The 24,395-nt window shown below is 40.6% G+C and carries 18 protein-coding genes, 2 tRNA genes and 3 rRNA genes; 14 read left to right on the top strand and 9 right to left on the bottom strand.

Going from position 1 to position 24,395, the window contains the following annotated elements:
• Positions 1 to 109: 109 nt before the first annotated feature.
• Entirely contained in the window at positions 110 to 2,914 is a 2,805-nt protein-coding gene (locus AAC388_RS15165; protein WP_342370878.1) for a DUF2339 domain-containing protein, read from the top strand.
• Here the strand turns inward: AAC388_RS15165 and AAC388_RS15160 are convergent.
• The gene (locus AAC388_RS15160; protein WP_005066312.1) at positions 2,904 to 3,821 is read right to left on the bottom strand and encodes a mechanosensitive ion channel family protein; all 918 of its coding nucleotides are present in this window, start codon (positions 3,819 to 3,821) and stop codon (positions 2,904 to 2,906) included. The two genes, AAC388_RS15165 and AAC388_RS15160, sit on opposite strands and share 11 nt — an antisense overlap.
• A gap of 9 nt (positions 3,822 to 3,830) precedes the next feature.
• A complete protein-coding gene (locus AAC388_RS15155; RefSeq protein ID WP_005804297.1) occupies positions 3,831 to 4,652 on the bottom strand; it encodes a hypothetical protein in 822 nt (273 codons plus the stop codon).
• 96 nt (positions 4,653 to 4,748) lie between these two features.
• Here AAC388_RS15155 and gspE point away from each other — a divergent pair, with 96 nt between their 5' ends.
• Positions 4,749 to 6,239 (top strand): type II secretion system ATPase GspE, encoded by a 1,491-nt coding sequence (gspE, locus tag AAC388_RS15150; RefSeq protein WP_005066314.1) that lies wholly within the window; start codon positions 4,749 to 4,751, stop codon positions 6,237 to 6,239.
• Positions 6,240 to 6,294: 55 nt separating this feature from the next.
• Here the strand turns inward: gspE and AAC388_RS15145 are convergent, their stop codons facing one another.
• The 7 genes from AAC388_RS15145 to AAC388_RS15115 form a co-directional block, all read right to left on the bottom strand.
• Positions 6,295 to 6,726, bottom strand: coding sequence for an organic hydroperoxide resistance protein (locus AAC388_RS15145; RefSeq protein ID WP_005066315.1), 432 nt, complete (start codon positions 6,724 to 6,726; stop codon positions 6,295 to 6,297).
• Between the two features lie 87 nt (positions 6,727 to 6,813).
• Positions 6,814 to 7,251 carry a MarR family transcriptional regulator gene (locus tag AAC388_RS15140; protein ID WP_068527453.1) on the bottom strand — a complete coding sequence of 146 codons (438 nt, stop codon included), beginning with the start codon at positions 7,249 to 7,251 and terminating at the stop codon, positions 6,814 to 6,816.
• Positions 7,252 to 7,418: 167 nt separating this feature from the next.
• Positions 7,419 to 7,793 (bottom strand): DUF4951 domain-containing protein, encoded by a 375-nt coding sequence (locus AAC388_RS15135; RefSeq protein ID WP_005804300.1) that lies wholly within the window; start codon positions 7,791 to 7,793, stop codon positions 7,419 to 7,421.
• Between the two features lie 14 nt (positions 7,794 to 7,807).
• Positions 7,808 to 8,632: a carbon-nitrogen hydrolase family protein gene (locus AAC388_RS15130; RefSeq protein WP_032005320.1), complete on the bottom strand. Its 825-nt coding sequence runs from the start codon at positions 8,630 to 8,632 to the stop codon at positions 7,808 to 7,810.
• 25 nt (positions 8,633 to 8,657) lie between these two features.
• Complete coding sequence (gene gigB / locus AAC388_RS15125; RefSeq protein WP_002117273.1) at positions 8,658 to 9,179, bottom strand: anti-anti-sigma factor GigB; 522 nt, start codon at positions 9,177 to 9,179, stop codon at positions 8,658 to 8,660.
• 102 nt (positions 9,180 to 9,281) lie between these two features.
• Positions 9,282 to 10,250, bottom strand: coding sequence for an RsbU family protein phosphatase GigA (gene gigA, locus AAC388_RS15120; protein WP_002117221.1), 969 nt, complete (start codon positions 10,248 to 10,250; stop codon positions 9,282 to 9,284).
• Positions 10,251 to 10,361: 111 nt separating this feature from the next.
• Positions 10,362 to 11,240 (bottom strand): VacJ family lipoprotein, encoded by an 879-nt coding sequence (locus tag AAC388_RS15115; RefSeq protein WP_017399935.1) that lies wholly within the window; start codon positions 11,238 to 11,240, stop codon positions 10,362 to 10,364.
• A 573-nt stretch (positions 11,241 to 11,813) separates the two neighbouring features.
• Here AAC388_RS15115 and AAC388_RS15110 point away from each other — a divergent pair.
• The 12 genes from AAC388_RS15110 to hisC all read left to right on the top strand — a co-directional run bounded on the left by AAC388_RS15110 (position 11,814) and on the right by hisC (position 24,393).
• Positions 11,814 to 13,351, top strand: a 16S ribosomal RNA gene (locus AAC388_RS15110).
• A gap of 59 nt (positions 13,352 to 13,410) precedes the next feature.
• Positions 13,411 to 13,487 (top strand) — tRNA-Ile (locus AAC388_RS15105).
• Positions 13,488 to 13,542: 55 nt separating this feature from the next.
• Positions 13,543 to 13,618 (top strand) — tRNA-Ala (locus AAC388_RS15100).
• 352 nt (positions 13,619 to 13,970) lie between these two features.
• A 23S ribosomal RNA gene (locus AAC388_RS15095) occupies positions 13,971 to 16,861 on the top strand.
• Positions 16,862 to 17,047: 186 nt separating this feature from the next.
• Positions 17,048 to 17,162: ribosomal RNA gene (rrf, locus tag AAC388_RS15090) — 5S ribosomal RNA — on the top strand.
• The 16S, 23S and 5S rRNA genes sit together here with 2 tRNA genes alongside, the layout of an rRNA operon.
• Positions 17,163 to 17,551: 389 nt before the next feature.
• Entirely contained in the window at positions 17,552 to 19,000 is a 1,449-nt protein-coding gene (locus AAC388_RS15085; protein WP_016803219.1) for an RNA polymerase factor sigma-54, read from the top strand.
• Between the two features lie 167 nt (positions 19,001 to 19,167).
• Positions 19,168 to 19,506, top strand: a complete 339-nt coding sequence (gene raiA, locus AAC388_RS15080; protein WP_005071251.1) for a ribosome-associated translation inhibitor RaiA — start codon at positions 19,168 to 19,170, stop codon at positions 19,504 to 19,506.
• 138 nt (positions 19,507 to 19,644) lie between these two features.
• Positions 19,645 to 19,896, top strand: coding sequence for a BolA family iron metabolism protein IbaG (gene ibaG / locus AAC388_RS15075; protein ID WP_002115399.1), 252 nt, complete (start codon positions 19,645 to 19,647; stop codon positions 19,894 to 19,896).
• Positions 19,897 to 19,902: 6 nt separating this feature from the next.
• On the top strand, positions 19,903 to 21,159 hold the full coding sequence (murA, locus tag AAC388_RS15070) for a UDP-N-acetylglucosamine 1-carboxyvinyltransferase (RefSeq protein WP_002115380.1): 1,257 nt from the start codon (positions 19,903 to 19,905) through the stop codon (positions 21,157 to 21,159).
• Positions 21,159 to 21,842 (top strand): ATP phosphoribosyltransferase, encoded by a 684-nt coding sequence (gene hisG / locus AAC388_RS15065; RefSeq protein ID WP_342370877.1) that lies wholly within the window; start codon positions 21,159 to 21,161, stop codon positions 21,840 to 21,842. The genes murA and hisG overlap by 1 nt, the downstream gene beginning before the upstream one ends.
• Positions 21,843 to 21,948: 106 nt before the next feature.
• On the top strand, positions 21,949 to 23,238 hold the full coding sequence (gene hisD / locus AAC388_RS15060) for a histidinol dehydrogenase (protein WP_342370876.1): 1,290 nt from the start codon (positions 21,949 to 21,951) through the stop codon (positions 23,236 to 23,238).
• Positions 23,239 to 23,307: 69 nt separating this feature from the next.
• A complete protein-coding gene (hisC, locus tag AAC388_RS15055; protein WP_068529114.1) occupies positions 23,308 to 24,393 on the top strand; it encodes a histidinol-phosphate transaminase in 1,086 nt (361 codons plus the stop codon).
• The last annotated feature ends 2 nt before the right edge of the window (positions 24,394 to 24,395 follow it).

Here is a 24,395-nt window from a genome sequence, read left to right as displayed (position 1 = left end):
GCTATGAATGCAGGTTTATGATTTTTGCAGTATTTTGTATGTATAAATATACGCTTGTATTGGCTTGAAGTAAGATGACCTGTAATGAAGGTGTCATATTGCTAAGCCCATGTATAAAAAAGACAAACAGGGAATGATCATTGTTTTGATCGCTTTGACTTTGTTTTTAGCCATTTCAATTGGTTTTAAATTTCAGAGTGCTGTTATTGCTTTATCTATTGCACTTACTGTCATTCTAGTTCAATTACTGTCAAATCTACATGAGCGTTTAACTCATTTAGAACAGCAGTTTTCTCAGCAGAAAACGCCACTTTATTCTATTCACATGCAAAGAACAGTGATTTATGCAGCCGCCTTGGTTGCATTAGTTGCTTATATAAATCATTGGATGTGGATTGCTGGTGGGGCTTTACTTGTTTTATTGCTATGTTTGATTCAAACCATCAGTGCATTTCATACTCGACTATTATACCTCGAGTCAGCAAAACAAACTGTTCATGTAAATGAGACCATACAAACAGAAGTTATAAATCCTGTAATAGAGCAAGTTAGTTCCAACAATACGGATATGCTAGTCCCAACGGAAACGGCACCTTTAAATCAAACAGAACAATCAGCACATGTTCAGACCGCATGGTGGCAACCAGCCGTAGATTGGATGATTCATGGTAATCCAATCTTAAGAGTTGCTGTTGCTGTGCTTATGGTTGGGGTCGTGTTGCTATTACGTTTTGCAAGCGAGCATTGGCAACTTAGTTTAGGTGTGAAACTTGGATTTATTGCGATTGCTGGAGGTGTGTTAACGGCATTTGGGTATACATTGCAAAAGAAAAATCAGCTTTTTGCTGTGGCATTGCAAGGTGTCGGGCTGGCTGTTGTATTCCTGACACTTGTGTTCTCACATCATTTTGGTGTAATTGCCAACCTAACTACAGCGAGTATTCTGTTTACGATTTTATTAGCTATTACGGTATTCCTGAGCTTAAAACAACAAGCTATTTATTTGGCAATATTAGCACTTGGTATGGCTTATGCGGCTCCTTTAGTTATTCAGCAATATCGCCCTGATGTAACTTTCTTATTTAGCTACTACTTAGTAATTAACTTAGCAGTTGCTGCGGTTAATTTTATTCAGCCTTGGAAAATCTTAAATCAAATAGCTTTTTTTGCCACAATGTTTATTGGTGGTAGTGCAATCGCATTTTATGCAGAACCCGCAAAATTTAATACATTAGACTGGATTTTGTGGTGCCATATCGCACTGTTTATTTGGCTTAGTGTTCGTTATAGCCAAAATATATCTCGGACGTCAGCAAGTGAAAAACAAGAAGGGATTCGTTTACCTCCGCTCTTAGATGTTGGTCTTATTTTTAGTGTGCCAGTACTGGGCTTTACCCTTCATGCCTACTTAGTACATGAGTCTACACAAGCATTGACGATTGGTGCAGCCGTCTTGGCAGGTACCTATGCAGTATTAACTTTCTGGATTAAAAAAACTCATCCACAGCTTTCGGTCCTTGCAAAAAGCTTTTTCATTCTCGCGGTTGCGTTTTTTGCCTTAATTTTCCCGCTTGCAAAAGGAGCACATTGGACAGCAATTGGTTGGGTTGCTCAAGGTACGGCTTTAATTGTGTGGGGAGTAACTGAGCGCTACCGTTTAAGCCGATATATTGGTGTAGTTTTAGTTTTACTTAGCTCTATTGCACTGTTTTATCAGGTGTGGGCAAATGAAGAGTTCCCAACGCTAAGCACAAGCATCTATGCAATTGCCCAATTTATTTCTGCCTTTTATTTATTGCAATACAACAGTAAAGAGCAACGCTATTTTAGCGCAAGCATGTTTAGTGGCATTTTCTTGTGTTTAGGAATGTATGCGGGTGCTGTAGCTGGTGTAGAAATCATGGCATGGCATCATCATGCTTTGAGTCCATATTTGATGTTCGCCGTAGTTCTAATCGCAATATTTAGCGCAGTTGTTTACTATAAACTTTGTGTGCAATGGCAAAGTTTGCAGTTAATTTTAATTAGCCTGTTACTGTTGTTGGTTTTGGGTGAAGCGTTTGCGAGTCAAGTGTTTACGTTGTTTAAATGGGTAGACTCATTACAACAAACTACTTTCTTAGTCGCTACCATTATTCTAAGTGCCTTATTTCTTATGGCTCAACCGCAGTCGGATGAGTCTGGGTACTTAAATGTCTGGGCTGGTTTAAGCTGGTTGGCGTTAGCAGCAGTTGGTTTGGCGATCTTTCCAAAAATGCCAGTTGTTGCTCTGGCTTTTATCCCTGTGGTTTATTCGCTTTGGGCGTATAAGGCTCATAAAACGACACTATTGCATCAAATTCCGGTTTGGTGTTTAAGCTTAATTTGGTTGCTAGTTGTGAGCGTTGATCGCCACTCTGCTGAGTACCTTTATTTTGTTCCTTTATTTAACTTAACTGATTTTCTTTCTATTGTAGTATTTGCAGGTCTGCTCTTTATTATTTATCAACATGCTTTTGATCAAGATAAATCACTAGAGTGGACTTTTAAAATTACAACAATTTTAGCTGGGTTATTGGTATTCAGTAGTGTGGTCGTTAGGGGCTTACATCATTACTGGGGGACACCACTATGGAGCTTAGCAATTTGGATGAATGGTGAAGTGCAGTTAAGTTTGACATTGCTTTGGGTCATTTTGGCATTTGTACTCACTACATTCTCAAGCCGTAAAATGATTCGTCAACTCTGGTTTGTAGGTGCTGCACTTTTAGGTATTGTGGTATTAAAGTTGATTTTGCTTGACCTATCACAAAGTGCGACATTAACTCGAGTCATTTCGTTTATTGGGGCAGGTGGAGTAATGTTAATTATTGCTTATCTTGCGCCATTACCCCCGTCATCTACCGCACACAAGAATCAAGAGCCTAAGCTTTAGGCTCTCTTTTTAATTCTTTTTGATTGCTATATTGATCGATATCATCTTCAGCAAAACCGGTAGACGGTCGATCAATCAAGCCCATTTTAGGAACAGGAATTTCAATTCGGTTATCTAAGAATCCATTTCGGATTCGTTCTTGCATTTCATCTCGAACTTTTAAAGAGTTCTCTTGTCGACACCACATTGTGAATAAAAGCTCAATTGATGATTCTCTGAACGCGGTAACTGTAACTGCAGGTTTGGGATCATCCAGTACAAGAGGGTAATGAGCTGCTACATTCAGTAAAACCTCACGTACTTTAATAATATCTTCGTGAAAGTTGATTGCGAGCGTAATTGGGATGCGCCGTATCGGATATTTAGACAAGTTGTGTACAGGCGCACGAATAAGCTGTTCATTCGGTAAACGAATATAGACATTGTCGAGTGTAAGTAATTTTACCGAAAGCAAATCAATTGAAATGACTTCGCCTTCAATTGTATTACCACGAATGAGAGTAATCTGGATCGTATCACCGACTTCAAATGAACCTTCACCAATCAAAAATAAACCACTAATCAAGTTACTGGCAGATGTTTGCGATGCAAAACCGAGTGCTACAGTTAAAATCCCTGCTGCACCAAGGAATACACTAAGTTTGAACCCAGCTTCTTTCAAACTTGTCATGATGAAGAGTAAGAAAATGAAATAAAAAATACCACGGCGCCATACCAGACGTTGGTGAGCGTTAAAGCGTGAACCAATAGTTCTAATAAACGTATTCGAAATAATACGAGCAAGAACAAAGCCAATGAAACACAATACAACAGCGACTAAAATTTCACTAATACGTTCGGTATTGATATTGGTAAATATACTTTTGAGGCTATCAGCGATATCTTTTGGAATATTTGAATCGGCCATATAAACCTCTTAAAAGAATGAATCAAACATATTGAATAATGCTCCACCAGGTGAGCGTGGTGGGTGAACATAGGTCACTTCACCAGCAAGAGGTGGCGTACGATTTTCAATACGAATACGTGCAGGACGATCAGAACCCTCATAATAAACTTTAATTTGAGAAGTCCATAAGCGTCCCGTACTTTCACTATAAAATAGCGGTAGGGCCGTCACTGGCACATTCATGCGATCAAAGCGTAATTGATGATTACTTGTGTTGTGAAAGTCAATTGGAGTAACAGCACGGAAAGCGCGTGGTGTTAATAGATTCAAATCAGTACGGCCATCCACGGAAGTGGCATAACAGATTTCTCCTTGCTGCGCATTAGGACCAAACCACGTATCTTTAGGCTGAATTACAGGAATCTCAAACAAAGGTTCATGCTGACTTTCAACTAAGCCTGCAATCCATAATGGTGTGCTTATATATAGAGTCCCACGTTGACCTGCTGGAATATAAATAGGATCAACAGGTTTAATGACCACAGAACGATCTGCCAGACGTGGCATCAGTAAAAATTCTGGGTTGGTCTTTCGAAACATGTATCGTTCTACTTGAACTGTATGCGGAAAGGCAAAATGTGGATCGGCAATTGGGTGCCAATCTTGCTCATTATCATCTTGGAGAGACGGACGATAATATTCGATGCGCCATTCTTTTATGCCACGTGTTAAACGAAAGAGCATTGAACCGAATTGCCATGCTTTGGACTGGTTAATTTCAAAGTGCTGTTCACCCCACCATTTTAAAGAATTCTGGGGGTGAGGCTGATATTCATTATTTTCAAACAAGACGCAAAATTCCTCTACCGAGTTGTTAAACAGACTTCACGCTGTAATCTGCTTAGAGTACACTCAAAATCATCTTACTCATCATTATAAATTGTGATGCAAATATTGAAACAAATACAAGTTCCATATAGTTTTGCCAAGCGTCATGGTGTTTTATTTCGTTATGACGGTGATCAGGTATTTATTATTAGACGTCAAAACACTGAAAAAATTGCATTGCAGGAAGCAAGACGCATCTTGGGTAAGCCAGCTCATTATCAATTATGTACTGAACAAGAATTTAATACGCTCTTAAGTACGAGTTATGCAGGTGATACAGGGGAATCACAACAAGTTGCAGCTGGTTTAGAAGATCATCCGGATTTATTAAGTTTGGCCGATCAGGTTCCTGAAACAGAAGACTTGATGGACCAAGAAGATGACGCGCCTATTGTGCGTCTGATCAATGCACTTCTCTCTGAGGCAATTCGAGTAGGCGCTTCTGATATTCATATTGAAGCTTTTGAAAAAAAATTATCTGTACGATTACGTGTAGATGGACAATTACGTGAGATTGTACAACCACGCCGTGAGTTGGCGCCTTTACTAGTTTCGCGTATTAAAGTTATGGCGAAGCTTGATATTGCTGAAAAACGTGTACCACAAGATGGACGTATTTCTTTACGTCTTGCTGGCCGGGAAGTGGATGTGCGTGTTTCAACTTTGCCATCGTCACATGGTGAAAGGGTCGTTATGCGTTTGCTTGATAAACAAGCGGGCCGTCTCAACATGACTCACTTGGGTTTAATGGCTAATGACTATGAGCGTTTAACTCAGTTAGTGCATCGTCCCCACGGTATTATTTTGGTCACAGGGCCTACAGGTTCGGGGAAAACGACCACCTTATACGCAGCCTTGTCTGATCTAAATGACAATACTCGTAATATCTTAACTGCTGAAGATCCAATCGAATATCAACTCGAAGGCATTGGGCAAACCCAAGTGAATACCAAAGTGGATATGACATTTGCTCGTGCTTTAAAAGCAATGTTACGTCAAGATCCTGATGTTGTGATGGTGGGGGAGATTCGTGATCTGGAAACTGCTGAAATTGCAGTTCAAGCATCTTTAACAGGTCATTTGGTTTTATCAACACTGCATACCAATACTGCTATTGGTGCGGTTACTCGACTTAAAGATATGGGGATTGAACCCTTCTTGTTATCAAGCTCTTTAATTGGGGTGATTGCTCAACGTTTGGTTCGTACTTTATGTCCACATTGTATGACATGGCGTGAAGCAGATACTTTTGAGAAGCAGGTTTTTCAGCATATTAATAATGAACCGTTGTTGCAGTTACCTGAAGCCAAAGGGTGCGATCATTGCTCACATTTAGGTTTTAATGGACGTACAGCGATTTATGAAATCGTACCAGTTGATGAACCTATGCGCCGTCTAATTCATGGTAATGCAGCTGAATATGAATTAGAAAATCATGCTCGTGAGTATTCAGGTTCTATTCGTGACGATGGTTTGCGCAAAGTACTTACAGGTAAAACTACACTCGAAGAAGTGCTTCGTGTAACCAATGAGGCAAGTGAAGCATAATATGTAAGATAAAAAAATGCCCGATTTGATGCGGGCATTTTTTTAATATTAAAACTTATTCAGTCACAATATTAAAGGTTACATCAATATTGTTGCGAGTTGCATTTGAATATGGGCAAACAATATGAGCTGCTGCAACTAACTTTTCAGCTTCTTCACGATCCATACCCACTAAGTAAACATTTAAAGTCGCTTCGATGCTAAAACCTGTAGGAATTGGTCCAATACCTACTTCACCCTCTACATAAGCATCTTTACTAATGTTAAATTTATCGCGGTTTGCAACGAATTTTAAAGCACCTAAAAAGCATGCTGAATAACCAGCTGCAAATAACTGCTCTGGATTTGTTACAGCACCACCAGCGCCACCCATTTCTTTAGGTACACCAAGTTGTACATCTAATACGCCGTCTGATGAAGTCGCACGGCCATCACGACCACCGGTTGCTTTAGCTTTTGCACGATAAACAACTTTTTCTAATGACATCGTTTTATTCCTAAATTAAATTGAATACAAATATATCGTACACGACTTAATTATTTTGACAAGTATATTTTTTGAAAAAATTGCTGTTTATTTGACTAAGTTTGTACGGAGTTTAGTAAGTTGGTCTTTAAGGCCTAATAGCGTTGTCATATCACATGAACTTGCTTCTAATACACCTGCCGGAATATCCATTGCTTGATCTTTTAATTTTTTCCCTTCATCACTCAGTGTAATAATCACTTGTCTCTCATCTTGAGTTGAACGGGTACGATGAAGTAAATGCGAGGCTTCTAACTTTTTCAAGATAGGTGTGAGAGTAGATGATTCTAAAAAAAGTTTAGCTCCAATTTCTGAAACAGTTACTTCATCTTGCTCCCACAACACTAACATAACTAAATATTGGGGATAGGTGATACCCAAAGGCGCTAGTAGTTTTCTGTAGAGCTGATTAAGCGCTAAATTTGTTGAATAAATGAGGAAACATAATTGATTCTCAAGCTTTAAGTTTTGACAGTCTTGGTCCATATATTCCTCAAAAGAAAATGATATTACTTTTGTAGTATATCGCTTTCTATTCCGTTTCTTAAATGTTCATAAGAATAGGTTATGAATAAAGTAAATTAAGGGACATAAAAAATGGAATAATTACTTCAACTATTCCATAAGATAAAAATATTCTAGGTGAAAGTGTTTCACCACAAATCTGCAATCTTTTTCATTAAACGCGCACGATACTTCGCGGTAGGATTATTTGCATTGCGTTGCTGCTCTTGTTCATAAAAATCTTGCCATGCAGTAATCATTTCAAGCGTTGTTCCTTGTTTTTTAATCACAGAAACATCTGCTGGCTGAATATTTTCTAAACGTTGTCTAGCACCTTCTGCGCCTGTACCCCAGCCAATAATTCTTTGGCCAAAAGCGGGCAAGGGGATATTTTTAGGAGTTGCTGGAAGAATATCTGAGTTGAGCTGTGCAGCAGGCGAAACAAAATGGTTTGTTGTACCAAACTCTGCATAACAATGAATATTTGCCCCCAAGCAAAAAATGCTAAATAAGTATTTCCACATGAATAATTAAACTTTTAATAATGAATCAATTTACGGTGAGTCATCAGAGGCATTGAAGACCGGACGAGTTCTTGTGCTGTTAAATCAAAGGGTACAGTGATTAAACCACTCCCTTCATATCCAATCATACTTAAAATTTGGCCACGACTATCTGTTGCCCCAGAGTGTCCCCAGGTTTGTCGTTTTTCACCATGCCAGCCCTGTTGTGCTGCGCCTAAAACATAACATTGGCTATCCATTGCCCGAGCTTGTAGCAAAAGCTGCCAGTGCATTTGTCCAGTTGTATAAGTAAATGCAGCAGGAGCAGTAAGAAGATGAGCGCCTTGTTGTCTCAGAGTTAGAGCAAGCTCTGGAAAACGTAAGTCATAACATACCATTAAGCCAATATTGCCAAAAGGGGTAGATGTGACTACTACGTCTGTTCCAGGTTCAAAGAAACGAGACTCTTGATAACCACCGACAGCATCACCCACTTGTACATCAAATAAATGGATCTTGTCATAACGTGCTTCTGTACGCTCAGGGCTAATACAAAGACTAACCGTCCGGACTCTACCATCTTGAATGGTAGATCCATCTGGACGAAATGGGCATGGCAAGGTACCGGCCACAATCCAGATTTGATATTGATGTGCTAGTTTCTCAAGCCGTTGTTGAATAGACTCAAATTGCTCAGCTGTTTCGCGTTGTTTTCCAGCTGCAAAACATACAAAGTTTTCAGGGAAAACAATCAGGCTAGCATTTTGCGCCTTACTTTGTTGAATTAACGACTCAATGACTTGAAAATTATTTTCAATATCATCTTGCGAGTTCATTTGAGCAACAGAAATAAGGGTCATATTCTAATCCGGCTTAATATTAAAGTCAGGCATTTTGCTTATCTGATACCTGTTCAAGCGTATCTTGTTCTTTCTGTAACTGCTTCACAAGTGGCTCAAACATATTCTGGTTGTTTGCATTGAGTTTCATCAATGTCTTATGTGCATCCAGAACTGTTCTTAGCATTGCATTATGAGTGATCTGTTCATCAGTTAGCGTTAATGTGCAAACGTTAGGATCGCCACAGTAATTCAAAATGACAAAAACCTGCCCTAGCCCCATACTGTTGGCTAAGGTTGTGATATCTGGATTGGTAGATAGCATCACAGCTTGAATATGATGAGTTTGTTTAAGCTTTAAACCTAGCTTAGCCAGGATGCCTAACACCGTACTATCAATAAATGTTGTTTGGGTTAAATCAACGATTGCACCAACAACATTCTCTTGCTGTTCAATTCTGTTTAAAAGTTTGTCTAGACTTATACAAGAATGGGCTCGCACTTCACCAATAAGTTTGAAAATATGCGTTCCATTTAAACTTGCATATTCAACATGACCTGTTGACATATAAATGCCATTTTCAGAGAAGGATAGAAAAATTATCACATAGTGCCATCGCAGACTCAAGAGTCCTTAAGTCGTATATTATGTAATTAATTGATTCGTAAATTAATTCATTCGACAGAGACTGAAGATGGCAATGTCATCAGCCACATGATCGGGTGCTTGGAATGATTGATTTTGCAAATGATGAACCAATTGTTGGAATTGATCATTTAACCCACCATCAAAAGGTTCAAGGGCTCCATCTGAGCAAACAATGAAGCGTGCTTGGTGATTTAATGTGCAAACATGCTCTTCAACTTCGAGTTCATCAGTCAAGCCTAATGGGAAGCTACTTGTTGTTAGAATTTTGGGAGCTTGATTAGGTTCAAAAATGATAGGAGGAGGGTAGTGTCCAGCACTTGACCAGCGAAGCGTATGTGTTTCAAGGTTTAAAATACCCACCACAATTGTAATGTGTTTTTCAATATTTTCTTGAACCAACATTCCATTTAATTTTTTTATTAATTGTCTTGGTGTTTTAGAGCGGCCATGGAAAGCTGCCATCCAAGATGTTAATAAGCTGCTAGTTACGCCATGCCCTGAAACATCGGCAAGATAGAATAAAACTTCCTTATCATTTAATTTCCAGTAGTCATACCAATCACCAGAAAGATAAGCTGAAGGCTGAAAGAAAGTTTCGACTTGATAATTTAATAAATCAATTGGATTAGGCAATAGTCTTTTTTGTAGTTCAGCAGCTGAAGGTAAATCACGACTATCTTGGTTGCGTTTATATTGAGCATCGATTCTTGATAATGCTTTATTTAAATCATTAGGTAGTTGATTCCATACCCAACCTGCAAGAGCACCCGCTTCCCAAGCTTGAGCTAAAGCGCTACCTTCATGTTCAAAAGCAATGACAATCGTTGGTAAATTCCATTTATATGTCAGGAAATCTTGTACATCTGCTATTGCAATGATGGTTGGATCATATAAATCTAAATCATCTATGTTAATGACTTGTAAGCCTGGCAGTTTATCCAAAGCTTGCTCTAAATAAGGGATAGAGCGTGTCGGTTTAATAAAATACATAGAAGAGATGGTAGTCCTTTTATATGATCACTTTATTCATCATAGAGTATGTATGATCAAAATCAAGGTATTGCCGAACTCTTAATCTAAGCAATACCTTGATTTCATCTTTTAAGGGTTTTGATTCTCATCTGGTGTGTCTTCTGAATCATCATCAATGAAAGATACATCAGCTGAGTCGCCCTTTTTCTCTGCAATTTGGAATGCTTTACGTTGCAGATATAAATCTCGAATCATGGCGTATTGATCACCTTGTAAGGTCTGATCTAGATCCAGATATTGAGCGCGTGTATCAACTGCTTGTAACATATTACTTGACCAATAAAGACCATCTTGATCATCCATAACATATTTCTGTGGACGTGCTTGGGCGTCTACTGCTAAACCAAAACCATCACGTAAGGTACTTGGACCGAAAAAAGGCAACATCAGGAATGGGCCAGAAGGAACACCATAGTAACCGAGAGTTACACCAAAATTCTCTTCTTCAGTCGGTAAACCTAAACGGCTGGCAGGGTCAGCTAAACCAAGAGTGGTTAACGTATTAATTGTAAAGCGACCTAGGGTTTTTGCCGCACGGCCAGGGCGGCCTTGAATAAGCTGGTTAACAGCATTCCAAGGTTCTCCAAGATTTTTGCGGAACTGACGATAAGAACCACGTACATCTTCTGGAGTCTTTTCTCTATATTGCACAGCAACTGGACGTAAAAAATTTCGGTCCAACATGTCGTTAAATGAGTAAATTGGACGATTTAATGACTGTAATGGATCTTTTACAGGATCTGGTTGTGCTGCATTCGCATTAATTTTTAAATCTTTAACTTTAATATTTTTTAAATCTTTAATAATTTGTGAGCGCGTATGAGTCGGTGCTGTTTCTTCTAATGAGCTAGCATCAGAAGATTCGCTTATAGTATTTTCTTGAGCATATAAAGAGGTACAAACACCTACAGATAATAAGCTTAGTAAAATTAAATTAGAATAATTCATATAATTCCTTAACCGCCAGCCAGGCTAATACTTAAATGTGCAGTTGGGTGGAGATATGTTTTAATACAAAATTGATAACCTATTATCAATGTAAAATTGATCAAATAATATAGATAAAATGCTAAAAAGCTTAAAAAGTATCCAGTTGATGATATTGATTTAAAAAAAGGGTTGCAAAGGGATCTTAATCATCTATAATGCACATCCATCGGCGGTGATGCAGATAGAAACTTGTTGAAAAACAGTTACTTGTGATTAAGTTGATTGCTTTAAGTGATGAATTTGATGGTAAGTTGGTTTTGAGAATGAGTTTTAAAAATATCGAAATTACCTGTTGACTTTTAAGAGATTAAGAGTAATATAGCCGACCTAGCTTGCTGGTGACGAACCAGGAAGAAGATCATTAAGAGAATTGAAGAACAACTTGTGTGGATTTTTACTGGTTGATTAATCGAAATAATTTTCATTGATTGATTGGTTTAAATTACTCGAAGTTTATTTGAGCGAAATTTAAGTCAGTAATTGATGAGCCAGAATTGGTACCTTGTCTTTAAATAAGGTACAAAATGATTTTAACTGAAGAGTTTGATCATGGCTCAGATTGAACGCTGGCGGCAGGCTTAACACATGCAAGTCGAGCGGAGAGAGGTAGCTTGCTACTGATCTTAGCGGCGGACGGGTGAGTAATGCTTAGGAATCTGCCTATTAGTGGGGGACAACATTTCGAAAGGAATGCTAATACCGCATACGTCCTACGGGAGAAAGCAGGGGATCTTCGGACCTTGCGCTAATAGATGAGCCTAAGTCGGATTAGCTAGTTGGTGGGGTAAAGGCCTACCAAGGCGACGATCTGTAGCGGGTCTGAGAGGATGATCCGCCACACTGGGACTGAGACACGGCCCAGACTCCTACGGGAGGCAGCAGTGGGGAATATTGGACAATGGGCGCAAGCCTGATCCAGCCATGCCGCGTGTGTGAAGAAGGCCTTATGGTTGTAAAGCACTTTAAGCGAGGAGGAGGCTACTTTAGTTAATACCTAGAGATAGTGGACGTTACTCGCAGAATAAGCACCGGCTAACTCTGTGCCAGCAGCCGCGGTAATACAGAGGGTGCAAGCGTTAATCGGATTTACTGGGCGTAAAGCGCGCGTAGGCGGCTAATTAAGTCAAATGTGAAATCCCCGAGCTTAACTTGGGAATTGCATTCGATACTGGTTAGCTAGAGTGTGGGAGAGGATGGTAGAATTCCAGGTGTAGCGGTGAAATGCGTAGAGATCTGGAGGAATACCGATGGCGAAGGCAGCCATCTGGCCTAACACTGACGCTGAGGTGCGAAAGCATGGGGAGCAAACAGGATTAGATACCCTGGTAGTCCATGCCGTAAACGATGTCTACTAGCCGTTGGGGCCTTTGAGGCTTTAGTGGCGCAGCTAACGCGATAAGTAGACCGCCTGGGGAGTACGGTCGCAAGACTAAAACTCAAATGAATTGACGGGGGCCCGCACAAGCGGTGGAGCATGTGGTTTAATTCGATGCAACGCGAAGAACCTTACCTGGCCTTGACATAGTAAGAACTTTCCAGAGATGGATTGGTGCCTTCGGGAACTTACATACAGGTGCTGCATGGCTGTCGTCAGCTCGTGTCGTGAGATGTTGGGTTAAGTCCCGCAACGAGCGCAACCCTTTTCCTTATTTGCCAGCGAGTAATGTCGGGAACTTTAAGGATACTGCCAGTGACAAACTGGAGGAAGGCGGGGACGACGTCAAGTCATCATGGCCCTTACGGCCAGGGCTACACACGTGCTACAATGGTCGGTACAAAGGGTTGCTACCTAGCGATAGGATGCTAATCTCAAAAAGCCGATCGTAGTCCGGATTGGAGTCTGCAACTCGACTCCATGAAGTCGGAATCGCTAGTAATCGCGGATCAGAATGCCGCGGTGAATACGTTCCCGGGCCTTGTACACACCGCCCGTCACACCATGGGAGTTTGTTGCACCAGAAGTAGCTAGCCTAACTGCAAAGAGGGCGGTTACCACGGTGTGGCCGATGACTGGGGTGAAGTCGTAACAAGGTAGCCGTAGGGGAACCTGCGGCTGGATCACCTCCTTAACGAAAGATTGACGATTGGTAAGAATCCACAACAAGTTGTTCTTCATAGATGTATCTGAGGGTCTGTAGCTCAGTTGGTTAGAGCACACGCTTGATAAGCGTGGGGTCACAAGTTCAAGTCTTGTCAGACCCACCATGACTTTGACTGGTTGAAGTTATAGATAAAAGATACATGACTGATGATGTAAGCTGGGGACTTAGCTTAGTTGGTAGAGCGCCTGCTTTGCACGCAGGAGGTCAGGAGTTCGACTCTCCTAGTCTCCACCAGAACTTAAGAGAAGTTCGGATTACAGAAATTAGTAAATAGAGATTTCGGTCTTGGTTTATTAACTTCTGTGATTTAAGTATCACGGTATTAAGCATGACCTGACGAAGGCGTGTTTATTCATTAACAGATTGGCAAAATTGAGTCTGAAATAAATTGTTCACTCAAGAGTTTAGATTAAGCAATTAATCTAGATGAATTGAGAACTAGCAAATTAACTGAATCAAGCGTTTTGGTATATGAATTTAGATTGAAGCTGTACAGTGTTTAAGTACACAGACAACAGATAGTAGCGATGAAGAATCGCACGGACAACACTCACTTGTAGGTGTTGACGACTGTTTGGGGTTGTATAGTCAAGTAATTAAGTGCATGTGGTGGATGCCTTGGCAGTCAGAGGCGATGAAAGACGTGATAGCCTGCGAAAAGCTCCGGGGAGGCGGCAAATATCCTTTGATCCGGAGATTTCTGAATGGGGGAACCCACCTACTTTAAGGTAGGTATTGCAACATGAATACATAGTGTTGCAAGGCGAACGAGGGGAAGTGAAACATCTCAGTACCCTTAGGAAAAGAAATCAATTGAGATTCCCTCAGTAGCGGCGAGCGAACGGGGATCAGCCCATTAAGTTATGTGTGTTTTAGTGGAACGCTCTGGGAAGTGCGAACGTAGAGGGTGATATTCCCGTACACGAAAGGGCACACATAATGATGACGAGTAGGGCGAGGCACGTGAAACCTTGTCTGAATATGGGGGGACCATCCTCCAAGGCTAAATACTCCTGACTGACCGATAGTGAACCAGTACCGTGAGGGAAAGGCGAAAAGAACCCCTGTGAGGGGAGTGAAATAGATCCTGAAACCGCATGCATACAAGCAGTGGGAGCACCTTCGTGGTGTGACTGCGTACCTTTTGTATAATGGGTCAGCGACTTATATTCAGTAGCGAGGTTAACCGTATAGGGGAGCCGTAGAGAAATCGAGTCTTAATAGGGCGTTTAGTTGCTGGGTATAGACCCGAAACCAGGCGATCTATCCATGAGCAGGTTGAAGGTTGGGTAACACTAACTGGAGGACCGAACCCACTGTCGTTGAAAAGCCAGGGGATGACTTGTGGATAGGGGTGAAAGGCTAATCAAGCCTGGTGATAGCTGGTTCTCCCCGAAAGCTATTTAGGTAGCGCCTCGGACGAATACCATAGGGGGTAGAGCACTGTTTCGGCTAGGGGGTCATCCCGACTTACCAAACCGATGCAAACTCCGAATACCTATGAGTACTATCCGGGAGACAGACTGCGGGTGCTAACGTCCGTAGTCAAGAGGAAAACAATCCAGACCGCCAGCTAAGGCCCCAAAATCATAGTTAAGTGGGAAACGATGTGGGAAGGCATAGACAGCTAGGAGGTTGGCTTAGAAGCAGCCACCCTTTAAAGAAAGCGTAATAGCTCACTAGTCGAGTCGGCCTGCGCGGAAGATGTAACGGGGCTAAAACTATGTGCCGAAGCTGCGGATTTGACATTAGTCAAGTGGTAGGGGAGCGTTCTGTAAGCCGATGAAGGTGTATTGAGAAGTATGCTGGAGGTATCAGAAGTGCGAATGCTGACGTGAGTAACGACAAAACGGGTGAAAAACCCGTTCGCCGAAAGACCAAGGGTTCCAGTCCAACGTTAATCGGGGCTGGGTGAGTCGACCCCTAAGGCGAGGCCGAAAGGCGTAGTCGATGGGAAATTGGTTAATATTCCAATACTTCTGTGTAATGCGATGAGAGGACGGAGAAGGTTAAGTCAGCCTGGCGTTGGTTGTCCAGGTGGAAGGATGTAGGTATGTATCTTAGGCAAATCCGGGGTACTCTATACTGAGATCCGATAGCAAGCTGTACTTGTACAGTGAAGTGGCTGATACCATGCTTCCAGGAAAAGTCTCTAAGCTTCAGTTACACAGGAATCGTACCCGAAACCGACACAGGTGGTCAGGTCGAGTAGACCAAGGCGCTTGAGAGAACTCTGCTGAAGGAACTAGGCAAAATGGTACCGTAACTTCGGGAGAAGGTACGCTGTTGTTGGTGATGGAACTTGCTTCCTGAGCTGACGACAGCCGCAGAAACCAGGCCGCTGCAACTGTTTATTAAAAACATAGCACTCTGCAAACACGAAAGTGGACGTATAGGGTGTGATGCCTGCCCGGTGCTGGAAGGTTAATTGATGGGGTTAGCGTAAGCGAAGCTCTTGATCGAAGCCCCAGTAAACGGCGGCCGTAACTATAACGGTCCTAAGGTAGCGAAATTCCTTGTCGGGTAAGTTCCGACCTGCACGAATGGCATAATGATGGCGGCGCTGTCTCCAGCAGAGGCTCAGTGAAATCGAAATCGCTGTGAAGATGCAGTGTACCCGCGGCTAGACGGAAAGACCCCGTGAACCTTTACTGCAGCTTGACACTGAACTTTGACCTTACTTGTGTAGGATAGGTGGGAGGCTTTGAAGTTGGAACGCTAGTTCCAATGGAGCCGTCCTTGAAATACCACCCTGGTAATGTTGAGGTTCTAACTCTGTCCCGTTATCCGGGACGAGGACCGTGTCTGGTGGGTAGTTTGACTGGGGCGGTCTCCTCCTAAAGAGTAACGGAGGAGTACGAAGGTGCGCTCAGCGTGGTCGGAAATCACGCGTAGAGTATAAAGGCAAAAGCGCGCTTAACTGCGAGACCCACAAGTCGAGCAGGTACGAAAGTAGGTCTTAGTGATCCGGTGGTTCTGTATGGAAGGGCCATCGCTCAACGGATAAAAGGTACTCTGGGGATAACAGGCTGATACCGCCCAAGAGTTCATATCGACGGCGGTGTTTGGCACCTCGATGTCGGCTCATCTCATCCTGGGGCTGAAGCAGGTCCCAAGGGTATGGCTGTTCGCCATTTAAAGAGGTACGCGAGCTGGGTTTAGAACGTCGTGAGACAGTTCGGTCCCTATCTACCGTGGGCGCTGGAAATTTGAGAGGATCTGCTCCTAGTACGAGAGGACCAGAGTGGACGAACCTCTGGTGTACCGGTTGTGACGCCAGTCGCATCGCCGGGTAGCTATGTTCGGAAGGGATAACCGCTGAAAGCATCTAAGCGGGAAGCCTACCTCAAGATAAGATTTCCCTAGGAATTTATTCCTCTAAAGAGCCGTTCGAGACTAGGACGTTGATAGGTTGGATGTGGAAGCATAGTGATATGTGAAGCTGACCAATACTAATTGCTCGTGAGGCTTGACTATACAACACCCAAGCAGTTGTATATGAAGCATCAATCGATTCATAAACATGCAAAGCAACTTGATTTAGTTAAACACTTAGCTAAAATGAACAACGAAAAATCAGACCAATCAGCCCATCTGTAAAGATTTGGAAAACGCAACGTATCACACAGTGAATAAAACGAAGCAAGTATCCATACCAGTTGTGCTGGCGACCATAGCAAGAGTGAACCACCTGATCCCTTCCCGAACTCAGAAGTGAAACCTCTTAGCGCTGATGGTAGTGTGGGGTTACCCATGTGAGAGTAAGTCATCGCCAGCTCATTATTCTAAACACCCCCATTCTAATGAATGGGGGTGTTTTTTATTGTGATAAAAAATATATATGGGGGGAATAAATATAAAATAGTAAGCTATGAGTTGAAATCTTAAAATTTAATAGAAAAAAACTATACAATCGAAGAGTAATCAATTAGACAAAATTAAAAGAGGGCTAGTTCCTCCTAATTAACTTTTTATAACAAGATTTCGTGTCTGACTTTGTATGAGAACCATGTTTGATAGAATTAATTTAATAAGATTATTTTTATAATTGGAAAAATCTCTTTTTTCTTCTGCAAATTTCAGTTGGATATGTATGACAAATGGAGACTATATGTTATAAATATTGAATAGGCATGATTTTTGCTTGTTTTATGGAAAATGAAATATATGAAATTATCTGTTGGATTGAAAGTAGCGAATTCTCTATCGTTAACACCTCAATTGCAGCAGGCGATTCGTTTGTTACAACTCTCTAGTTTAGAGCTTGAACAGGAAATTCAGATTCAACTAGATAGTAATCCTTTACTTGAAAAAATAGAAGAAGAATCACTAACGGAGAGTCTGGCTGCATTAGAAAATAAAGAATCAGATGACTTAACGACTGAGCTAAATGCAGACCATTTGCCTGATGATTTACCCGTTGATACTGAGTGGGATGATGTTTATACCCATCAATCAACAGCTTTGGCTACTCCAGAATTTGAAGAACGAGAGGATAATCGCCAAGTTCAATTATCGCTAAAGGAACATATTCTAGAACAAGTTAATCTTTTGCATTTTTCTAAAATAGATCAATTAATTGCTTATTGTATTGTTGATGCATTAGATGATAAAGGGTTTTTAGATGCTGAAATTGAAGAAATAATTTTAGCGGCACAACAATTATTGAATGAAATGGATATTGAGGAAGAGATCGAAGAAGATGAGGTTTTAGTTGTCTTAAAACACATTCAACGACTTGATCCTTTAGGGATCGGTTCGCGTAATTTAGCGGAATGTTTAAAAATACAGCTAGAGTTTCTGCCCAAAGATGTTGAATATCTAAATGAGGCAAAAAATCTATTACAGTATTATGAGCTTTTGATAGCCAATGATCTTAATAAATTACTCAAACAAACTGGTTTAACGAAAGACCAATTAAAGTTTGCAATCAATCTTTTAAAAACGTTAAAACCTTATCCTGGTATGGATTTTGATAAGCAAGAATCTGATTATCAAATTCCCGATGTAGTAGTTTCAAAAAAAGATTTACATTGGCAGGTTCAGCTAAACCCAGATGTACTTCCTAAATTAAGAATTAATTCTTTTTACTCTAGTATGATTCGTAGAGCAGATCAGAGTGAGGATAATTTATATTTACGTAACCAGATGCTTGAGGCGAAAAACTTTATTAAAAGTATTGATGAAAGGCATAAAACGTTATTAAAAGTAGCTTCTTGTATCGTAGAGCATCAAAAAGCTTTTTTGGAAATAGGCCCGGAAGCGATGAAGCCGCTAGTTCTTCGAGACGTGGCAGAAGAAGTCGAATTGCATGAATCTACAGTTTCTCGTGTAACTACAAATAAATATATGCTTACGCCTCGTGGTCTATTTGAGTTGAAATATTTTTTCTCTAGCCATGTAGGAACAACAGCAGGGGGAGAGGCATCTTCCACCGCAATTCGGGCAATGATTAAGAAACTAGTCGCCAACGAAAATCCACGTAAGCCTTTGTCAGATAATGTAATTGCTACATTGTTAAAGGATGAGGGAATTGAAGTGGCTCGAAGAACGGTCGCAAAATATCGAGAATCGTTACATATTCCTTCGTCGTCTGAAAGAAAAGTCTTGATCTGAATTTTGAAGTATGGCTATTCTAGAGATTCATTATGACGAAATAATGAAATTTCATTTTCACCAAGAGAGTAACTAAAATGGTTTAATTGTTCTAAGTTTTCTTTTTGATAGCATTAAATCGTTTTAGTTCTTCTTTAGATAACCTAAAAAAGGTGAGGGATAGAATTATGCAAATAACGATTCGTGGACATCATTTAGCAATTACACCAGCTATAGAAGAAAATATTAAATCAAAATTTAATCAGTTAACAAAACACTTAGATCAGGTGAATAGTATGCAGATTAAATTAACAAAAGATCATCAAATTGATAAGCGCTCTCATAAAGGTAGTTCGAACCATGTTGCAGAGGCTATTGTAAGATTGCCGGGAATTGAGTTATTTGCTCAGGCAACTGCTGATGATATGTATACTTCAATTAAAAAACTAACTGAAAAATTAAAAAAACAATTATTAAAATATCGGAAAATGCAGTGCACTTATTCGCAAGTTGCTGTTTCTATTTAATAAGTTTTATATAATTGAAAGAGGCTTGAAACATAGCCTCTTTTTTATTGATAAAATATAAACACGTACTGAATTCTTTGAAAAAGTTATAGTAAAATACTTCGTTTTACACCTTAGGTTGTGTCAGAGGTCTTTGCAATGAATAGTGAACAGCTCACTCAAATTTTAAAAGAAGCTTTCCCTGAAGCGGAAGTAGCGGTGAGCGGACAGGCTGGAAAATTTGACCTCCGTATTGTGGATGATCAATTTGACGGTAAGCGTACTGTTGCTCGCCAACAATTAGTTTATGCACCATTAAATACTTATATTGCAAGTGGCGAAGTTCATGCGGTAACAATTCGTGCAATGACCAAAGATGAATGGCGTAAAGCAAGCCTTTTCGGAGCTTAAATATTAATGGATAAATTTTTAATTACGGGTGGTGTTAAGCTCGACGGGGAAGTGCGCATTTCTGGTGCTAAAAATGCAGCTTTACCATTACTTGCTGCAACTATTCTTGCAGACTCTCCAATTACGATCACTAATGTTCCAAATCTTAAAGACGTAAATACTTTGGTCAAGTTGATTGGTGGTTTGGGGGTTACAATCGGCTATGAAAATGACACAGTAAAAGCTGATACCTCTACTTTAGATAATCAGTTTGCTCCATATGAACTAGTAAAAACAATGCGCGCCTCAATTTTGGTTTTAGGACCATTATTAGCGCGTTACGGTAATGCGAAAGTTTCTTTACCAGGTGGTTGTGCAATTGGATCACGTCCAGTTGATCAGCATTTAAAAGCCTTAGAGGCTTTAGGTGCACATATTGAAGTTGAAAATGGTTATGTCCATGCTTCAGTTGAAGGTCGTTTAAAAGGCGGCGAAGTTGTTTTTGATATGGTTACCGTTGGTGGTACTGAAAACATCTTGATGGCTGCTGCACTGGCTGATGGTGTTACGACTATTCGTAATGCAGCTCGTGAGCCTGAGATCACTGACCTTGCTCAAATGCTCATTAAAATGGGCGCTAAGATTGAAGGACTTGATACTGATACTCTTGTTGTAACTGGAGTAGAAAGTTTGCATGGCTGTGAATATGCTGTGGTAGCTGATCGTATCGAAACGGGATCTTATTTGGCAGCTGCGGCAATTACGGGCGGTCGTGTCAAAACTACACATACCGACCCTGCATTACTTGAATCTGTTTTGGATAAGTTTGAAGAAATGGGTGCTGAAGTCACTCGTGGTGATGACTGGATCGAACTTGATATGTTAGGCAAACGCCCTAAAGCTGTAAGTTTTAGAACTTTGCCACATCCAGAGTTTCCAACAGATATGCAAGCTCAGCTTATGGCTGTAAATGCTATTGGTCGTGGATTTGCAACTATCTCTGAAACGATTTTTGAAAATCGTTTTATGCATGTTCCTGAATTGTCACGCATGGGTGCTAATATTCAGGTTGAAGGTCATGATGCTGTCGTGACTGGAGTAGAAACTTTACAGGCTGCACCTGTAATGGCAACAGATTTGCGTGCTTCGTTCTCTCTAGTTTTGGCAGCTTTAGTGGCAGAAGGAGATACCTTAATTGACCGTATCTACCATATTGACCGTGGTTATGAGCATGTCGAAGAGAAACTTCAAGGTTTAGGTGCCAAAATTAAGCGAGTAAGTTAATGAATGATGTAAGAAACGATGATCCTAATTTTGATGTGATGGGCAATTTTGATCATGGTTTGACCTTGGCACTCAGTAAAGGACGTATCTTAAAAGAGACGTTACCTTTACTAGCTACAGCGGGTATTAATTTGCTCGAAGATCCGGAAAAGTCCCGCAAACTGATTTTTCCTACTACGCATAAGCAAGTACGTATTTTGATTTTACGTGCATCTGATGTGCCTACCTATGTAGAAAATGGCGCAGCAGATTTAGGTGTAGCAGGCAAAGATGTGTTGATGGAACATGGCGCTCAGCATGTATATGAGCTACTTGACCTGAAAATCGCTAAGTGTAAATTAATGACTGCTGGTAAAGTGGGAATGGAACGTCCAGAAGGCCGTTTAAAAATTGCCACGAAATACGTCAATCTTACGCGTCAGTATTATGCAAGCTTAGGTGAGCAAGTCGATGTGATCAAACTCTATGGTTCTATGGAGTTAGCGCCTTTAGTAGGTTTGGGTGATTACATTGTGGATGTGGTTGATACTGGTAATACGCTAAGAGCGAATGGTCTTGAGCCATTAGAGGAGATTTGCAAAGTCTCTTCACGTTTAATTGTAAATAAAGCTAGTTTTAAACGTAAGCAAACTCTATTAAACCCAATCATTTCACAGCTCGAGCAAGCTGTTCAATCACGTTAAAAGCAATTTCCCATCATGCTTTTGTGATAGTTGCTTCAGATGATGCCCACAAGCGCCTAGAAAAAGAGTAAACTTGGTTTTTCTTTTTCGCCTTGTGGGTAAATTGATGCGACGTTTATCGACTCAAGATCAGAACTTCAAACAGGTTTTTGCTGAGCTTTTAGCATTTGAAACTGTAAATGATCTTAATTTAGTGCAAACAGTAGATCAAATTATTGCTGATGTTCGTCAGCATGGTGATGATCATGTTTTGAAGCTTACTCAACAGTTCGATCGACATCCTGCGCATCAATTTTCAGATTTAGAATTATCTCAACAACAACTTAAAACTGCTTTTGATAATTTAAGCCCAGAAATCCGTGATGCTCTAGAGTTAGCAGCAAAGCGTATTCGTTCATTTCATGAAGCTCAGAAACAAGAGAGCTGGACTTATATAGATGATTTGGGTAATACATTAGGACAAAAAGTTACACCTCTAGACCGTGTGGGTATTTATGTACCAGGTGGTTTAGCCTCTTATCCGTCTTCAGTTTTAATGAATGCAGTGCCAGCCCATGTTGCTGGTGTACCTGAAATTATTATGGCTGTTCCTGCACCAAACGGTGAACTAAATCCATTGGTTCTAGCTGCGGCTTACCTTGCAGGAGTGAGTCGAGTATTCACTATTGGGGGAGCTCAAGCTGTAGCAGCTCTTGCTTATGGTACTCAGACTATTCCACCTGTAGATAAAATTACTGGCCCTGGAAATCGTTTTGTGGCGGCTGCCAAACGCGCTGTATTTGGTCAGGTTGGTATTGATATGATTGCTGGACCTTCTGAAATTTTAGTATATGCAGAAGGTGAAAATAATGCAGATTGGTTAGCTATGGATGTTTTATCTCAGGCTGAACATGACACAGTTGCTCAAGCTATTTTCATTACTCCTGATGAAGCTTTGCTTAATGCGGTAGAGTTGGCAATTGAAAACCATTTAAATGAATTGCCAAAGGCAGACATTGCGAGAACTTCGATTGAAAACCGTGGTGCTTTGGTATTAGTTAAAGACCGTGCAGAAGCAATTGATTTGATTAATCAAGTTGCACCAGAACATTTGGAACTTTGCTTAGATGATGCCGAGGCTATGAGTGAAGATATTCGCCATGCTGGAGCAATTTTCATGGGGCGCTATACACCTGAAGCAATTGGTGACTATTGTGCAGGTCCAAACCATGTATTGCCGACTTCCGGAACTGCTCGTTTTTCTTCTCCATTAGGTGTTTATGATTTCCAAAAACGTTCGAGCTTAATCATGTGTTCGAAAGATGGAGTCAAATCGTTAGCCAAAACAGCCGACATCTTAGCTGTCCAAGAGAACTTAGATGCCCATGCACGCTCAGCTCGCTATCGTTACCAATAAGCTTATAAACCTTGTAGTTTTTTAATTATTACTCAGGGCTGGTTTTCAGCCCTTTTTTGAGATAAGACCATGACTTTATCTACAGCACAAATGCGCTTCTGGAGTCCAGAAGTTCGTGAGTTAGAGCCGTACGTTCCTGGTGAACAGCCTAAAATTCAGAATTTATTGAAGCTCAATACAAATGAAAATCCATATCCGCCATCACCAAAAGTAGTTGAAGCAGTTCAAGCTGTTTTAACTCATCAGGCTGATGCATTGCGTTTATATCCAGACCCAGATGCTACGGCATTAAAACATGCGATTGCTAAGCAACAGAATATTGACGTTTCACAAGTTTTTGTTGGTAATGGCTCAGATGAAGTGCTTGCTCATATTTTTAAAGCATTTTTTCTTCAAGATGAACCAATTCTTTATCCAGATATCACTTATAGCTTTTACCCAGTTTATAGTCAGTTTTTTGGTACAAAGACTAAAGAAATCCCACTCAATGATAATTTTGAGATAGAAGTTAAAGATTATGTGCAACCAAATGGTGGGATTATTATTACAAACCCTAATGCTCCAACAAGTATTGCACTAGGTTTACCAGAAATCGAACAAATTTTAAAAGCGAATCCAGATCGGGTGGTTGTCATTGATGAGGCTTATGTTGATTTCGGTGCAGAATCAGCAGTGAGTTTAGTAAATCGCTATGAGAATCTGGTTGTGTGTCAAACAACTTCAAAATCTCGCTCTCTTGCAGGTTTACGCGTTGGCTTCGCGATTGCTCAGTCTCATTTAATTGCTGCACTTGAAGCTGTCAAAAATAGTTTTAACTCATATCCTATTGACCGTTTTGCAATTGCAGCAGCGGTAGCCTCTTTTGAAGATCAAACTTATTTTGAAGAACAATGTCAAAAAGTTATTTCTAGTCGTGAAAAGCTAGTAGATGAATTAACTGCTTTGGGCTTTAAAGTTTTACCTTCTAAAGCAAACTTTATTTTTGCTTCACATCCATCGCATGATGCAGGTCAGCTTGCACAGCAATTACGTGAGCAGGGCATTATTGTGCGTTATTTCAATAAGCCTCGTATTAATCAATTCTTGCGAATTACTGTAGGAACTGATGAGCAAAATGAGCGTTTAGTACAGACATTAAAAGAAGGTATTCTCTAAAT

This window comes from Acinetobacter sp. D009, from assembly GCF_038562025.1.
Classification (GTDB): Bacteria; Pseudomonadota; Gammaproteobacteria; order Pseudomonadales; family Moraxellaceae; genus Acinetobacter; species Acinetobacter pittii.
This window is presented reverse-complemented; position numbering and strand designations above follow the sequence as displayed.

Excerpts from the sequence above, each read along its gene's own strand:
- AAC388_RS15135 (WP_005804300.1), bottom strand. The coding sequence starts at position 7,793 with ATGTGGAAATACTTATTTAGCATTTTTTGCTTGGGGGCAAATATTCAT.
- AAC388_RS15130 (WP_032005320.1), bottom strand. The coding sequence starts at position 8,632 with ATGACCCTTATTTCTGTTGCTCAAATGAACTCGCAAGATGATATTGAA.
- gigA (WP_002117221.1), bottom strand. The coding sequence starts at position 10,250 with ATGTATTTTATTAAACCGACACGCTCTATCCCTTATTTAGAGCAAGCT.
- murA (WP_002115380.1), top strand. The coding sequence starts at position 19,903 with ATGGATAAATTTTTAATTACGGGTGGTGTTAAGCTCGACGGGGAAGTG.
- AAC388_RS15115 (WP_017399935.1), bottom strand. The coding sequence starts at position 11,240 with ATGAATTATTCTAATTTAATTTTACTAAGCTTATTATCTGTAGGTGTT.
- hisC (WP_068529114.1), top strand. The coding sequence starts at position 23,308 with ATGACTTTATCTACAGCACAAATGCGCTTCTGGAGTCCAGAAGTTCGT.
- hisD (WP_342370876.1), top strand. The coding sequence starts at position 21,949 with ATGCGACGTTTATCGACTCAAGATCAGAACTTCAAACAGGTTTTTGCT.
- AAC388_RS15165 (WP_342370878.1), top strand. The coding sequence starts at position 110 with ATGTATAAAAAAGACAAACAGGGAATGATCATTGTTTTGATCGCTTTG.
- gspE (WP_005066314.1), top strand. The coding sequence starts at position 4,749 with ATGCAAATATTGAAACAAATACAAGTTCCATATAGTTTTGCCAAGCGT.
- AAC388_RS15140 (WP_068527453.1), bottom strand. The coding sequence starts at position 7,251 with ATGGACCAAGACTGTCAAAACTTAAAGCTTGAGAATCAATTATGTTTC.
- raiA (WP_005071251.1), top strand. The coding sequence starts at position 19,168 with ATGCAAATAACGATTCGTGGACATCATTTAGCAATTACACCAGCTATA.
- ibaG (WP_002115399.1), top strand. The coding sequence starts at position 19,645 with ATGAATAGTGAACAGCTCACTCAAATTTTAAAAGAAGCTTTCCCTGAA.
- hisG (WP_342370877.1), top strand. The coding sequence starts at position 21,159 with ATGAATGATGTAAGAAACGATGATCCTAATTTTGATGTGATGGGCAAT.
- AAC388_RS15145 (WP_005066315.1), bottom strand. The coding sequence starts at position 6,726 with ATGTCATTAGAAAAAGTTGTTTATCGTGCAAAAGCTAAAGCAACCGGT.
- AAC388_RS15160 (WP_005066312.1), bottom strand. The coding sequence starts at position 3,821 with ATGGCCGATTCAAATATTCCAAAAGATATCGCTGATAGCCTCAAAAGT.
- AAC388_RS15085 (WP_016803219.1), top strand. The coding sequence starts at position 17,552 with ATGAAATTATCTGTTGGATTGAAAGTAGCGAATTCTCTATCGTTAACA.
- gigB (WP_002117273.1), bottom strand. The coding sequence starts at position 9,179 with ATGTCAACAGGTCATGTTGAATATGCAAGTTTAAATGGAACGCATATT.